The organism is Streptomyces sp. NPDC048275 (assembly GCF_040652275.1).
Taxonomy (GTDB): domain Bacteria; phylum Actinomycetota; class Actinomycetes; order Streptomycetales; family Streptomycetaceae; genus Streptomyces.
Genome location: NZ_JBEZLR010000052.1, coordinates 24,906 through 37,563, shown reverse-complemented (window position 1 = coordinate 37,563; position 12,658 = coordinate 24,906). Strand labels below are relative to the sequence as shown.

Genomic DNA, 12,658 nt, shown 5'->3' with positions numbered 1-12,658 from the left:
TCTCCTCAAAGGTGTTGAAAGTGGTGGGGTTGCACCCTGATCAGGGCGTCTTGCGCCGGCCTCGGAGCGGGCGGCGGTGTCGGCCGCGCAGCAGCTGTCCGGCGGGGCGGAGCTGTCGGTGCGCGGCGAGAAGGACGGTGAGAGCGAAGGCCGCGCCGGCGGCGGGCAGCGCCGCGCTGGCGAGCGGCTGCTCGGCGAGGCGTCCGGCCAGGGCGGTACCGGCGGACTGTCCGACGCCGATCGACAGGATCAGCCACGCGTACGCCTCGCTGGTCCGGCCCGCCGGGGTGAGAGCGTCCGTGCTCACGTAGGCACAGGCGACCACGATGGTCAGGAACGCACCGGGCACGGCGACCGCGGCGGTGGCCGCGAACGGGCCCGGCAGAGTCAGGAGCGGGAGCCACCCGGCGAGGAACGCCGCGCTCGCGGTGATCAGCCGGTCGGCGGTGGTTCCGGTCCAGGTGCGGCGCCCGTAGACGAGGCGGCCCAGGAAGCTGCCGGTGGAGAACGCGGCGGGGATGATGCCCAAGAGCATGTCTTGCTCGTGGTGCTCGGCCATGGCGATCGACCACACGTTCATGGCTCCGATCGCGAACCCGATACCGGTGAGCGAGACGAACAGGAGCACCAGGCCGGGGCTGGTCAACCGGCCAACGGCACTGTGTTGGGTACCGGTTGAGGGGGCTGGTCGCCAGTGTCTCGATGGCGGAGCGAGCACGACCACGGTGGTTCCGGCCAGGCCAAGGACGGCGGTGACGGTGAGCGCGACGGTGGGGTTGTACGTGGAAGCGAGGGCGGCGACGAGCAGGGGGCCGACGATGTACAGCAGGCCCTGCGTGCCGGTGTCGAGGGCGAGCGCGGCGTGCCGCAGCCGGGGGTCGGGCAGCACGCTCGGCCACAGGGCCCGCAGCCCGGCCTCGAGGGACGGGGTGGTCAGGCCACCGGCGACGACGATGGCCGTGGCGAGGCCCGGTCCGCCGTACGGTCCGGTCAGCGGCAGGGCCACCAGGAGGGGCGAGTTGAGCAGAGCGGCCGGGAGGTGCACTGCCGTCTGGCCGTGGCGGTCCCATGAGGCGTCCCTTGACCGGTTGCACCACCGAGGAGGACAGCCCGTACAGGGCGCTGAGCAGTCCGCCGAAGGCGATGCTGCTGCCTCGCGGTGCCGGGGCCGGATGTGCGGTCGGGGACAACGGGTGCTTTCTCGGTGCTTAGCGGTGGCGGGCGGTTGTGCTGGCGCGGGTCGGCGGCGTGGGCGGTGTGGTGTCCACGGCCGGGCGCGGGCGGGCGCGCAGCACGGGGGTGCGGTGCGGGGGCAGGACGGCGACGGTCGCGCCGAGGTCCTCGGCCGCCTCTTCGACTTCGCGGGTGAGGAACTCGATCTGCCGGCCCAGCGCTGAGAGGCGGGCGGCGATCTGGCGCCCTTGCACGGTCTCCAGGGCGCTGGCGAACTGGCCGCTCGTTTCCAGGAGTTCCTGGAGACGGACCATCGGGCCCGCGTCGTAGCCGCGCTGGACGGCACAGAGGAGAGCGTTGGACGCGTCACCGGCGGTCTGGCCTTCGACGACGTCGCGTATGAGTTCCTGCAGGGACACCTCCGGGACCGGTGCTGGGCGGTTGAACCGGGAGACGTCCGGGCGCAGCACGCCGGGCGGGACCGGGGCGGGCAGAACCTTGCCTGCCTCGTATTCGTGGGTGTAGTGCCCGATCACCTGCCAGCCCGGTGCGTCCGGGTCGCCTCGCAGCGCGACCACCGTCGAGTCGTCGTCCTCGACCAGGTGGGCGAGGGTGATCGGCTGCCCGTCGGCCGCGTACCACGACTCGGTCGGCTCCAGCTCGCCGCGCCCCTGCGCGGCCTGGGCCATCTCCGTCCACATCTGCTGTTCCTCGTCGGTCAGCGGAGCCTTGTGGTGCTGGCCGTCGCGCTGGTCGGCGAGGTTGCTGGCGATGGAGCTGTGGTCCGCCCAGGCGGTGAGGTGCGGCCACAGGGCCGCGTGCTGAGCGCGTTCGGCTGGGGAGCTGGGGGCGGCCGGCCGGTCGAGCGCCCGGCGGATCTCGGCGGCGGAGGCAGCCAGGCCGTCCAGGACGGCCCGCCACCCGGTCAGGTGCCGGGCGGGTGGCAGCTCGTCGAGCACGAGGCGGGCGGCATCGACGAGAGCGTCGGCGTGTGGGGCGAGGTGGGTGGCGTATGCCTCCACCGCAGCCTTGTCACGATGGGCTCGTGCGGCTGCGGCGGCGCCTGCGTGGACGGTGCGGCCGTAGCGGTCGCGTGTCATGTCGAGAGCGGCCTCGGTCTCGCAGTCGATGACCGCCATCCGCAGCCGGAAGTCGCGTGCCCCGTTGGACAGTTCGGGCGCTGTCGGCAAGGGGCCGTCGGGGGCCGGGTTGCTCGCGGGTGTCATCGGGACCGCCCGCCGGCCGCGGCCGTCAGGTGGACGGTCGGAGCGTAGGTGGGCTTCGGCGGGATCGGCCGGGCCGACGGCGGGGAGGTGGTGGGCGGTGTGGAGCGCTGCGTCGTTCGGCCGGCGGCGGCCTGGGCGAGACGGTTGCGGCGCTCCAGGAGTCCGTTCGGCCGGACGGGGCGTGGCGGGCCGGCAGAGAGGGACGGGTCGAGGCGGATGTCGGCCTGAACGGTGTAGCCGTGGCGGCGCAGATCGTGGACGGCCTGGCGGGTGCGGCGGATTCCGTCGCGCTCGGGCTCGCTGAGCCGGTACAGCCCGGGTTCTCCGGGAACGGGCTCGAACTGCTCGCGATCCAGGTACCAGTGGGCGAGGTGTGCGGGCAGGGCGGCGGTGAAGGAGGCGACGAAGCCGTGTTCCTCGTGGTCGCCGAAGGCGAAGTGGGTGCCGGGTTGCAAGGGGGCGGGGTTCTCCTCATGTTGTCGGGGTGGAGCGGTCAGTGGCTGCGGTGCGCGGGCCGGGCCGCGGTGAGGGGGCGGGCTGGCGCGGCGACGGGGAGGGCCGGGCGGCGGGCGTGGACGGCCTGCTCGTAGGAGGGCAGGTACCGGTCTGTGAGGGCCTGGGCCGCGCGTCCAGGGAACGGCGGCAGGACGATGCTGTGCGGGGCGTGGGGATCGCCGTAGCCCTCTTCTAGGGCGTGTTTTAGAAGTGGATCAGAGGCCGCGTAGGATCCCGTGCCGTCCGCCGTAGGATGCGGCTCGGCGATTCGGAGGCGGCATGACGGTCCAGAGGAAGACCCAGGACTCCGGTAGAGAACACTCGGGCAGTGGCTCGCTTGAGGACCGTGTCCGCGCACTGACCACAGCCCTGGTCGACGGCACCACGGCCGTGGCTGATCAGGTTCATGGGCTGTCTGACGACGAGATCCACGGGATTGAGTATGACCAGTCCGCGCCTCTCGGGGATGCCTATCGTTGCTTCCTGACGCTTATCGGTGGCGGTGCCGGGCGCTTCATGCAGGGCAGTGATGTCTTCTATCCGCGAGTCATCGGCTTGGGGGAGGCAGCACGAGAACTGCTGGCGGAGAACGACGTCCCCTTCGTTCTCGGCGCGTCGGACCGGGTCATCCTCATGCACCAGGGTTACCAGTTCGATTTTCTGCGCGGCCCCGTGCCCGATCCCGAGGTGTGGTCGTACTGTGAGGGCGAGGCGCCCGCCTTGAGCTACGCCAGGTTCACCGACTGGCTCCAGGCCCACGTCACGCAGCAGACCAGGGCGTGGGCGCGGCTCGTCCCGATGTACGAGGTCGAGAAGCAGAAAGGGCCGGGCGAGCGGCGCTTGTACTTCAGCCGTCGCCATCCGGACGGCAGCGTCACAGACGAGCTCTGACGCCGGAAGCCTCTGATCAAAGCCACTCGTTGATGATGGCGACGATGACGGTGGCCTCGTAGCGGACGGCGAGTTTGTCGTATCTCGTGGCCACCGCCCGGTGGCGCTTGAGGCGGTTGATCCCGCACTCGACCGCGTGGCGCTCGCGGTAGTCGGCCTTGTCGAACTTCGGCGGACGGCCGCCGTGGGCTCCCAGCTTCTTGCGGTTGCGGACCTGGTCGGACTTCTCAGGAATCGTGCAGCGAATCCCGCGTCGGCGCAGGTACTCGCGGTTGGCCCGGGACCCGTAGGCCTTATCGGCCCGCACCCGATCGGGTCGACAGCGCGGCCTGCCGGCGCCTGCCCGGGGCACTCGGATGCGCTCCAAGACCGGCTGGAACTCGGGGCTGTCGTTCCGCTGGCCGGCGGTCACCAGGAAGGACAGCGGCTTCTGTCCGTGCTCGACGGCCAAGTGCACCTTCGTCGTCAGACCACCGCGCGAGCGGCCGAGCCCGTGGTCGGCGGGCTCATCGGCGACTCCGCCTGGTTTGTCCCTCTGCAGGTCCCCCTTTTGCGGGCGCCTGCTGCATGCTGATGCGCTCGCGCGATGGTGGAGTCCACGCTCACGTCCCAGGTGATCAGGCCTTTCGCGTCGGCCTGGGCCTGCAGTTGGGTGAGGATCCGGCTCCAGGTGCCGTCGCGCTGCCAGCGCCGGAAGAGCCCGTAAACAGTCTCCCACTCGCCGTAGCGGGCGGGAACGTCTCGCCAGGGCGCACCGGTCCGCGTCCGCCATCGTATGCCGTTGATCAGCTGTCGCTTGGACCAGACCGGAGGCCGTCCCGACTTCTTGCCCACCGGCAACAGCGGCTCCAGTCTGGCCCATTGCTCGCTAGTCAGATCTCCACGCCCCACGAGTGGATCATGGCAGTCCTTGATCCACTTATGAAACAGACCCTAGTCCTTCCGGGGCGAAGGCACCTACCAGGTAGTCGAGTTGACGGCCGGGGCGCTCGATGAACAGCAGCGTGGTGCCCTGTACCGTGTCCGTGAGCGTCGCGGCGTAGGGAACGCGCTCGCTCTGGAGGGCGCGGCCGAGTTCGCCGCTGTCCCAGATCCAGGGAACGAGGTCTTCCTGCCAGGCGTGGTGCGAGTAGATCTCGACCGAGGCGCGCCACTGGCCGGGCAGGAGGCGCGCGAGGCGTCGCCGATGAAACGCCGGCTGCTCGTGTGCACGCTGGTGCGGTGCCGCTTCGCGCACGTGACCAGGTCGACCACGGTGGTCCCGGTGCTATCCGCAGGCAGGTGGTAGACGCCGTCGTCGTCCCGCTTGAAGCCGCTCTCCGCGAGGGCGGTGCACGCCCACGGGTACCGCTCGCCCGACGCGACGGCGACGATCCCGGACTCCCGGCTGTGCGACAGGATGATCTGCGCCTCAGCCATGGACCAGGTCCTCGCGGCGCAGGATGGCGCGCAGACTGCGGCCGTACGCCCAGGCGTGCCCCCGGGCCGCCGCTTCCAGCTGGTCGTATCCGACCTGGGCTGTCATCTGCCCGTTCCTGCGGTACCTGTACACGGGGACCGGCAGCAGGATTCCGGGCGCGAGAGCGGTGACGCCGAGGGCCGCGCAGTAGTCCTCGCCCTGAACGAGGCCGCCCATCGGAGCGGCGCGCACGAGGTCGGTGCGGGCGAGGATCGTGGTCGGCCCGATGGGGATGGTGTCCGCCGGCGACTTCCAGTACGTCCACACATCACCGGCCTCGTGCCGGCCGGGCGGCGTGGGGGCCCGCCACAGAGTGGTCGAGCCGTCGGGGTAGCGGTCCTCGCTCCAACCCGCACACCAGCCGACCCCGGTGGACTCCAGGGTGTTCAGCCGTACGGCCATCGCGTCGTCGGTGAACTCGTCATCGTCGTCTGCCCAGTTGGTGTACGGAGTGCGTACGTGTGCGAGGCCCAGGTTCCTGGCGCAGGCGGCGCCGACCGGCCGGGGCAGCGCCAGCGTGCGAACGCGGGGGTCCCGCGCGAGTGGGGTCGGCAAACGGTCGGGCGGTGCACCGTCGAGCGCGATCACGGCCTCCCACGGCACGGACTGCCGGGTGAGGCTGGCGTGCATGGCGGTCAGGTAGTCCAGTCGGTCTTCGCGCAGGCGGCTGGCGATGACGACGGTGATCAGGGGCGTGGTGTGCGGGGGCAGAGAAGGCTCCGGGAAGACGAGGGGAACTAGCGGCGGGCGGCGGGGCGTGAGGTGCCGGCCTTCGCCGGGGCTGCGGCAACAGCGCTCTGGGGCTGCCTGCCGCGCGATGCCCGGATGGTCGGTGCGGGGTCGAGGGAGGACCAGGCCGCCGGGTGGTCGTTGAAAACGGTGCGCGGGTCGGTGGACCAGCTCACGACCGGGCCGAGGTCCTCGTGCAGGAGGCTGATCACCTCAACGCCCTCCTTGTGCAGGACGTACCCCCACTGCATGTCCTGCGCGTCGGCGGTCGTGTCGGTGACCGACATGCGTACCGGCGGCGAGCCGTCCGGGGTGATCAGGTGGTCGAGTGTCCGGCTGGGCCAGTGCTCGCCGCCGGTCAGCGCGCTCACGAGCGCGGGCGGGGCATCGTCGAGGAGATCGGTGCCGAGTTCGTCCCAGCCGACGGCGACGTCGTCGATGAAGTGCCGGCACATGGCCTCGACGTTGCGTCCGAACTTGTACTGGTAAGCGGCCAGGAGCAGGGGGAGGTGGTGGCTGGGCACGCCGTCGAGCTGGACGTGGATGCCGGTGTAGCCCGCGCCGACGCTGGGGCGGGCGATGAAGGAGCGTGTGGACAGGGAGATCTCCGGAGCGAGCAGGGGGCGGGGGATGTTCGGCGGCCATCACGGTGGCGCCCGGGTGCGTCTACGCGCGGTCCGACCAGGACGGGACCGGCGGGCCGGAGGCATCGGTGCGGGCGCAGGTGTAGCCGATCAGGCGGGAGGGCTCGGCCTTCGTGGGGACGGTGGCGGCGTCGTTGCACACGAACGTGTACGTGATGGAGGTGCGGGGCACGTCGTGGAGCCAGGACCGGTCGTCCTTGCCGGGGTTGATCTGCAGGCCGGAGTGCGCGACGGCGTCGGTCTGGGTGTGCGTGTGGGAGAAGAGGATCAGCGCGCCGCCGTCGGTGGTTTTGAGGGCGTAGGCGTCCTTATAGCGGTTGGCGGTGCCGGCGAAGACGGTGGTGCCCTGAGTTCCGTAGCGGGTGCCGGTCTTGTCGTGGACCTCGATCTGCCGCCTGCTCGCCTTGGTCGGTGCGAAGACCTTCGTCCCTGTGCTCGTGCCTCCGGTGGCGAAGTTGTCGAGGATCGCGGTGCGCAGCAGGTCGGCGTCGGCAGCGAGGTGCTTGTTGCCGTCGGCGGCGACGGCCGTCGCGTATCCATCGTGGTCGAGGGCGATGTCCGGCAGTTCCGGGCTGTCGAGGTCGACGACGGAGACCATCTCCCAGCGCTTGCGCTGGGGTCGTTCGGCGAACACGGCCAGCCGCGAGGGGGCTGTGCCCTTCTGGTCCGAGAGCGCAGCGGCGAACCAGCGGTCCTGTCCGGCTCCCAGGCGCGGGATGTACAGCTTGGCGCCCGCTGAGTCGTAGGACCATGGCTTGTACGGCTTGCGGTCCGCCGCGGGAAGTCCTTTGCTCTCGGTGTAGTCCGAGACGGACATCGCGTACAGCGGGCCGTCCTCGACCGTGTCGAGCAGGCGCCGGTTCCGGTTGGCGTTGGCCTCCTTGTTGATCTTCGAATAGCGGGTGATGACGTCGCGGGCTTGAGCGGCGGTGAGGGCGGGCGCGGGCATCGGGGCGGTGCTGGCACTGGGCGCCTGCCGGGCGTGGGCGGTGCCCTGTTCGTCAGCGCAGCCGGTGAGGGCCAGGGCGAGGCAGGCGGCGCCGACGAACGGCGGCAGGGTACGGCGAGCGGTGCGGATGGAGGCTCCAGATCTGCAGGGCGGGAGGAATCAGCGCGTACGGGCGGTCGTTGGTGCGGTCTTCGGTGATGCCGGCGGAAGGGCTGCGGTGGTGGGCGCCGAGTGGCGCAGGTTCACGCCGATTCCCTTGGCCGTGAGCTGCTGGACCACGCCCTGGACGCGGAGGGCGCGACCGCTGTCCCCGTATGCGGTGGGCAGGAGGAACGCCGCTTGGTGCGGGTGGTACTGGAAGCCGTGGGCGTACAGCGTCATGCGGGCATCGACCGGCACGCTGTCGTACGGCGCGCCGAGGGCTCCGTCGCTGTACAGGGTCAGAGTGAGGACCTGGTCGACCTGCGGCGGGCCAGGCCGGTGGGGAGGATCCGGCTGGTCCGCCGCGTTGTCGAGCACCGCTTGCAGGGCCTTTTCGTAGCGGGGCAGTACCCGCCGGGCGACTTCTGCTGCGGCCCGAGCGGGGTCCTTGGGAACGGCGATCCCGTTGGGTTCCTCGACGCCGGCGAAGTGGTGGGGCTTGATGTGCGTGCCGACGGGGGTGAGCGGGGCGACGACGAACTGGTGCGGGTAGAGGGGCCGGTCGGCCACGTACAGCCGCTGGTCGGCCGGGCCGTGGAGCACGGCGTCGTGGGTGAGGACGTACTGGCTGACGATGTAGTCGACGTGGCCGGTGTCCCAGAGCTGCTTCGTGCGGGGGAACTGGTCCGCGTACTGCGCGTGGCGCTGATACTCGCTGGTCCAGGTACCGGGCAGGCGGGCTGCAAGGCCGGCGGCGAAGGCGGACAGGTCTGTGCGGTGTGGGTTCACCTTGCGCGTCCCTTCGCCTGCTGCGGCCTGCGGACCGGTGCCGCAGCCCGGGGTACGGCGGCGGTGCGCAGCACGGTCGCCGCATGGACCAGGCGCTGGCGCGCGTTGCCGATGGTCCACACCAGGCCCTCCTGGGCGAAGGCGAGCGCCCGTTCGCGTGCGGGACCTGCGGGCCGGTGCCGGCAGGCGTCGGCACGGCCCAGGCAGGCCACGGCGGCGCCGAGGTCGCGCAGCGCGGTGCTGACCGGTTCGGCAGCCCGTGTGAGTGCGGTGGTGGTCTGCCGGAGGTGGGCGGCGGGCGTGAGGGGCGCGCGGTTGCCGGCGCGGATGCGGAAGGCGGACTCGCTGGCGAGATGGTTCAGCATGCGTCCGACTTCGCGGATTTCGTCTGCGAGTATCTCCGCGAGGGCTGGAGTGGGCTGGATCATGTCGGGCAGCGGTAGCCGGTCGACGGCGTCGTTCAGCTGGTCAGCCAGGGTTGTCAGCAGCGTCCGCTGGTCGATGTCGGACAGAAGTAACTCCTCTTATGGGGCGACGGTTTTGGCTCAGCGTGCTCGAAGCCGCGGGGCCGGGGAGAGCCTGGCCGGGGCTGGACGGCTGGGTCCCGTTGCGGGGTGGGCCGGCATCGGCGTCAGCGCCGGGGGTGGCGAGGGCCGCTGGGTGGGCTCGGTGGCGGTGCGGCCGGTGGCGTGGGCCGTGCGGTGCGGAGGGCTTCGAGGTCCGGTGGCGGGTCGTAGTGTGCGCGCAGGATGTCGAGGTCGGCGTGGGCGGCCATGGCGATTCCGGTCGCGATACGGCTGGCAGCGTCCCGCAGCAGGATCGGTGGCGAGCCAGGTTCGGCGTTGCGGTGGCGGTTCTTCCAGGTGCGGCTCTCGGAGAGGTGGTTGATGACCTCGTTCAGGAACGGTTCGACCGCGTCGAGCAGTGAGTTGAGGACGTAGCTGAACTCGGCCGGCGTGTCGGCGGCGTGCAGGGCCTCGGTGAACGGGGCCAGGTCCGGCGCGGGGAACGGCTGCGGCAGGGCGTGTTCGGCGCGGAAGCGTTCGGAGTCGCGGCGGGCCCAGCGCATCAGATCGTCCGAGGTGGCCGCCCCGGTGTGGGCGGCGGCGATCTGTTCACTGGAGCGGCCGACGTTGTCGTACAGCTCGAAGTCGGGGTGGGGCAGCAGAACTCCTCGGGGGGTGACTGATGCTGGTCAGCGGTTGTGGCGGGGGCCCGCTGGGTGAGCCGGAGGCTGCGGCAGGCGCTGAATGCCGGCCCGCGCGGTGGCGGCGTCCGTGTACGACTCGGATCCGTTGAGCCGGGCGGTCAGAGCGAGGAGGGCGTCGCCGTAGACGGGGGCGTGGACTGCCGTGTCGCAGACGGCAGGGGCCTTGGGATCCGGGGCCGTCGGCGTAGCCGGGAGCGGGGGCGGGGACGGCGTTCCGGTGGGCGAGAGGGGATGTGGCAGCAGCCCGAGCTGGGAGAGGCGATGGTCGATCGCCTCGATCAGGGGCTGGGCGCTGCCGCCGTGGCGGGCCTCGGGCCGCTGAGGAGTACCGGGGTCATCGGAGGGCGCGGAGTCGTAGAGGACCTCGAACAGCGACGGGTCGTCGGGGTGCTCACGGGTGGCGATCCAGCTCTCCGGGTCTCCCGCCGGGCGCTCGGAGGACGGCTCCTGTGGCGGACTGATGATCAGGTGACTGCCGTCGGGGAGCGACTGTTCAACGACACTCAAGATGCCTATGTGGGCGGTGAGTTGAGGGCATGCTGTGTGCCGACGGATTCGGACGCATGTCTGCGCGACTGTGGTGTTCGTTGGCGGCGACACCTTGCCGATGAGGAGGGCATGCGAAGGCCCTCCCGGCAAACTCTTGGCCGAGTCCGGGAGGGCCGTGAAGCGCACGGAGACGCCGGTGCTCACGGTAGAGGCGGACGCGGTCAGGGTCGAGGCCCGGCTGAGAGCGGGCGAGGTCGAGTGTCCGGATTGCGGGGGTGTACTCGCCCCGTGGGGCTGGGCGAGGCATCGCGTGCTGCGGAACGTGACGGGTGTCGTGAGGGTGCGGCCGCGGCGGGCCCGCTGCGCGGGCTGTGGGGGTTCGCATGTGCTTCTCCCGGTGTTCGTGCTGGTCAGGCGGGTGGACTTGGCGGACGTGATCGGGTCCGCGCTGGTGGCGAAGGCGGCCGGGGCCGGTGCGAGGACGATCGCCGCCGCTCTGGGCCGGCCGGTGGACACGGTGCGGGGCTGGCTGCGGCGGTTCGAACAACGGGCTGAGCACGTTCGCGTGTACTTCACCGTGCTGCTGGTCGACACCGGGCCCGATCCGATCCCGCCCGCCGCGTCGGTGAGCGTCTTCGCCGACGCGGTGTCCGCGGTGGTCGGGGCCTGGAAGGCCGCGGCCTCGCGCTGGCCGGACATCGGCGAGGTGTCGCCGTGGCAGCTGGCCGCGGCCACCAGCCGGGGACGGTTGCTGTCGCCGAGATGGCCGTGATCGCCGATCAACACCAACTGCCTCTGATCTTCAGCGGGTTGTTCCTGACAACCTCGGCGGGCCCATGCCCGTGACGAGACGTCAGGAAGGTGGACGTGACGAAGAAAGACGACGACGAGGCCGCCCGCACGGAAAGAGCCAGACGGATCGGCCTGTTCCGCTACATGCTCATCCGCGAGGCCGCCGACCCGAGCCTGACCGGCCGCCAGCGCGGCGCGCTGGTGCGCAAGCTGGCCCAGCAGGAGCACATCGACGCTGATGGCCGGCCGGTGCGGATCACCCGGTGGACGCTGGACCGCTGGATCCTGGAGTGGCGCCAGGGCGGCTTCGACGCGCTGGTGCCCTCCCCGCGCCAGTCCCAGCCGCGGACCCCGCCCGAGGTGGTCGAGCTGGCGATGGCCCTGAAGAAGGAGAACCCGGACCGCACGGCCGCGCAGGTCAGGAGGATTCTGCGGGCCCAACTCGGGTGGGCGCCGGACGAGCGCACGCTGCAGCGGATGTTCCACCGCACCGGCCTGGTCGCGCTCAGGACGGCGAAACCCGCCGACGCCTTCGGCCGGTTCGAGGCCGACCGCCCCAACGAGCTGTGGGTCGGCGACGCGCTGCACGGGCCGCGGATCGACGGCCGCAAAACGTACTTGTTCGCCTTCCTGGACGATCACAGCCGGGCGGTGGTCGGGCACCGCTGGGGCTTCGCGGAGGACACCGTCCGCCTCGCCGCCGCCCTGCGTCCGGCCCTGTCCGCCCGCGGTGTCCCGCAGTACATCTACGTCGACAACGGGAGTGCTTTCGTCGACTCGTGGCTGCTGCGGGCCTGCGCGAAGCTCAGCATCAAGCTGGTGCACTCCGCCCCGGGACGGCCCGAGGGCAGAGGCAAAATCGAACGGTTCTTCAGAACGGTGAACGGGGAGTTCACCGTCGAGATCGCCTCCGACAAGGGCGAGGTCGGCCGCGAGATCAAGGACCTCGCGGAGATGAATCGCCTGTTCACCGCGTGGGCCGAGAACATCTACCACCGCCGCGTGCACTCCGAGACGAAGCAGGAACCGCTTCAGCGGTGGATGGCCGGCGCCCCGTTCCCGGTCCCGCAGCCAGCGGATCTCGCCGAAGCGTTCCGCTGGTCCGAGCACCGCCGCGTCGCCAAGACCGCGACCGTCTCGCTGCACGGCAACCGCTACCAGGTCGAACCCGAGCTGGTCGGCCACAAGGTCGAGCTGGTCTTCGACCCCTTCGACCTGACCTTCCTGCGAGTCCGCCTGGACGGCCGGGACGCGGGCACCGCGACGCCGTTCCAGATCGAACGGCACTCCCATCCCAAGGCCCGGCCCGAAGTGCCGGCCGAGGAGCCCAGGGTGACCACCGGCATCGACTACCTCGGCCTGGTCGACAACGCACACTCCAACCACCTCGGCACAAAGATCAATTACGCGGCGCTGGCCGAACCGCCCGCCGCGGCCGTCGATCTGACCGACACCGCCGCCGAGGGCTGAGCCGATGGCAAAGCCCCTGGCCACAGGCGACTGGGCGGTGTTCCTCAAAGAGCTGCACGGCTTCTTCGAAGCCTGCGGCGACGACGTGGACGAGGCGCTGGCCGCCCACTTCGGCTTCGACACCGCCGTCGACTGGATCACCGCCGGACTGGAGCTGGTCACCGAACACCTCCAGTCCTCACCTGCGAACTGACCGGAGAA

The 12,658-nt window shown here is 71.0% G+C and carries 17 protein-coding genes; 5 read left to right on the top strand and 12 right to left on the bottom strand.

Annotated elements, in window-relative coordinates; translation table 11 throughout:
* Positions 1-40: 40 nt before the first annotated feature.
* Genes AB0D57_RS27455 through AB0D57_RS27445 form a run of 3 tightly spaced genes read right to left on the bottom strand, consistent with a single transcriptional unit; the run spans position 41 to position 2,854 of the window.
* A complete protein-coding gene (locus AB0D57_RS27455; RefSeq protein ID WP_362078460.1) occupies positions 41-1,174 on the bottom strand; it encodes an MFS transporter in 1,134 nt (377 codons plus the stop codon).
* Between the two features lie 34 nt (positions 1,175-1,208).
* Entirely contained in the window at positions 1,209-2,399 is a 1,191-nt protein-coding gene (locus tag AB0D57_RS27450; protein ID WP_362078366.1) for a hypothetical protein, read from the bottom strand.
* Positions 2,396-2,854 (bottom strand): hypothetical protein, encoded by a 459-nt coding sequence (locus AB0D57_RS27445; RefSeq protein WP_362078363.1) that lies wholly within the window; start codon positions 2,852-2,854, stop codon positions 2,396-2,398. Before AB0D57_RS27445 ends, AB0D57_RS27450 begins: the two co-directional genes overlap by 4 nt.
* A 41-nt stretch (positions 2,855-2,895) precedes the next feature.
* Between AB0D57_RS27445 and AB0D57_RS27440 the strand changes: the two genes are divergently transcribed.
* Both AB0D57_RS27440 and AB0D57_RS27435 read left to right on the top strand, forming a co-directional pair.
* Positions 2,896-3,090 (top strand): hypothetical protein, encoded by a 195-nt coding sequence (locus AB0D57_RS27440; protein ID WP_362078360.1) that lies wholly within the window; start codon positions 2,896-2,898, stop codon positions 3,088-3,090.
* Between the two features lie 83 nt (positions 3,091-3,173).
* Positions 3,174-3,785, top strand: a complete 612-nt coding sequence (locus tag AB0D57_RS27435) for an SMI1/KNR4 family protein (protein WP_362078357.1) — start codon at positions 3,174-3,176, stop codon at positions 3,783-3,785.
* A 16-nt stretch (positions 3,786-3,801) separates the two neighbouring features.
* Here AB0D57_RS27435 and AB0D57_RS27430 read toward each other — a convergent pair.
* The 9 genes from AB0D57_RS27430 to AB0D57_RS27390 all read right to left on the bottom strand — a co-directional run bounded on the left by AB0D57_RS27430 (position 3,802) and on the right by AB0D57_RS27390 (position 10,213).
* Positions 3,802-4,676 (bottom strand): IS5 family transposase gene (locus tag AB0D57_RS27430; RefSeq protein ID WP_362078354.1). Its coding sequence is split into 2 segments (ribosomal slippage): positions 3,802-4,284 and positions 4,287-4,676, totalling 873 coding nucleotides; the frame shifts between segments, so codons are not numbered across the junction.
* Positions 4,677-4,704: 28 nt separating this feature from the next.
* Complete coding sequence (locus AB0D57_RS27425) at positions 4,705-5,022, bottom strand: hypothetical protein (protein ID WP_362078351.1); 318 nt, start codon at positions 5,020-5,022, stop codon at positions 4,705-4,707.
* Between the two features lie 174 nt (positions 5,023-5,196).
* Complete coding sequence (locus AB0D57_RS27420; RefSeq protein WP_362078457.1) at positions 5,197-5,934, bottom strand: glycosyltransferase; 738 nt, start codon at positions 5,932-5,934, stop codon at positions 5,197-5,199.
* 47 nt (positions 5,935-5,981) lie between these two features.
* Complete coding sequence (locus AB0D57_RS27415; RefSeq protein ID WP_362078348.1) at positions 5,982-6,497, bottom strand: hypothetical protein; 516 nt, start codon at positions 6,495-6,497, stop codon at positions 5,982-5,984.
* Between the two features lie 142 nt (positions 6,498-6,639).
* On the bottom strand, positions 6,640-7,566 hold the full coding sequence (locus tag AB0D57_RS27410) for a hypothetical protein (protein WP_362078345.1): 927 nt from the start codon (positions 7,564-7,566) through the stop codon (positions 6,640-6,642).
* 159 nt (positions 7,567-7,725) lie between these two features.
* Positions 7,726-8,496: a hypothetical protein gene (locus AB0D57_RS27405; protein WP_362078342.1), complete on the bottom strand. Its 771-nt coding sequence runs from the start codon at positions 8,494-8,496 to the stop codon at positions 7,726-7,728.
* Entirely contained in the window at positions 8,493-8,861 is a 369-nt protein-coding gene (locus tag AB0D57_RS27400) for a hypothetical protein (RefSeq protein ID WP_362078339.1), read from the bottom strand. Before AB0D57_RS27400 ends, AB0D57_RS27405 begins: the two co-directional genes overlap by 4 nt.
* A 266-nt stretch (positions 8,862-9,127) precedes the next feature.
* A complete protein-coding gene (locus AB0D57_RS27395) occupies positions 9,128-9,565 on the bottom strand; it encodes a hypothetical protein (protein WP_362078336.1) in 438 nt (145 codons plus the stop codon).
* A gap of 126 nt (positions 9,566-9,691) precedes the next feature.
* Positions 9,692-10,213 carry a hypothetical protein gene (locus AB0D57_RS27390; protein ID WP_362078333.1) on the bottom strand — a complete coding sequence of 174 codons (522 nt, stop codon included), beginning with the start codon at positions 10,211-10,213 and terminating at the stop codon, positions 9,692-9,694.
* 157 nt (positions 10,214-10,370) lie between these two features.
* Between AB0D57_RS27390 and AB0D57_RS27385 the strand changes: the two genes are divergently transcribed.
* From AB0D57_RS27385 to AB0D57_RS27375, 3 genes are all read left to right on the top strand, one after another.
* Positions 10,371-10,967 (top strand): hypothetical protein, encoded by a 597-nt coding sequence (locus AB0D57_RS27385; RefSeq protein WP_362078330.1) that lies wholly within the window; start codon positions 10,371-10,373, stop codon positions 10,965-10,967.
* Positions 10,968-11,062: 95 nt separating this feature from the next.
* A complete protein-coding gene (locus tag AB0D57_RS27380; protein WP_362078327.1) occupies positions 11,063-12,457 on the top strand; it encodes a DDE-type integrase/transposase/recombinase in 1,395 nt (464 codons plus the stop codon).
* Positions 12,458-12,461: 4 nt separating this feature from the next.
* On the top strand, positions 12,462-12,650 hold the full coding sequence (locus AB0D57_RS27375) for a hypothetical protein (RefSeq protein WP_362078324.1): 189 nt from the start codon (positions 12,462-12,464) through the stop codon (positions 12,648-12,650).
* Positions 12,651-12,658: the final 8 nt, after the last annotated feature.

What these genes read in the sequence shown, in the direction of transcription:
- AB0D57_RS27435 (WP_362078357.1), top strand. Translation starts at nt 3,174, where the DNA reads ATGACGGTCCAGAGGAAGACCCAGGACTCCGGTAGAGAACACTCGGGC.
- AB0D57_RS27410 (WP_362078345.1), bottom strand. Translation starts at nt 7,566, where the DNA reads ATGCCCGCGCCCGCCCTCACCGCCGCTCAAGCCCGCGACGTCATCACC.
- AB0D57_RS27395 (WP_362078336.1), bottom strand. Translation starts at nt 9,565, where the DNA reads ATGCGCTGGGCCCGCCGCGACTCCGAACGCTTCCGCGCCGAACACGCC.
- AB0D57_RS27400 (WP_362078339.1), bottom strand. Translation starts at nt 8,861, where the DNA reads ATGCTGAACCATCTCGCCAGCGAGTCCGCCTTCCGCATCCGCGCCGGC.
- AB0D57_RS27375 (WP_362078324.1), top strand. Translation starts at nt 12,462, where the DNA reads ATGGCAAAGCCCCTGGCCACAGGCGACTGGGCGGTGTTCCTCAAAGAG.
- AB0D57_RS27450 (WP_362078366.1), bottom strand. Translation starts at nt 2,399, where the DNA reads ATGACACCCGCGAGCAACCCGGCCCCCGACGGCCCCTTGCCGACAGCG.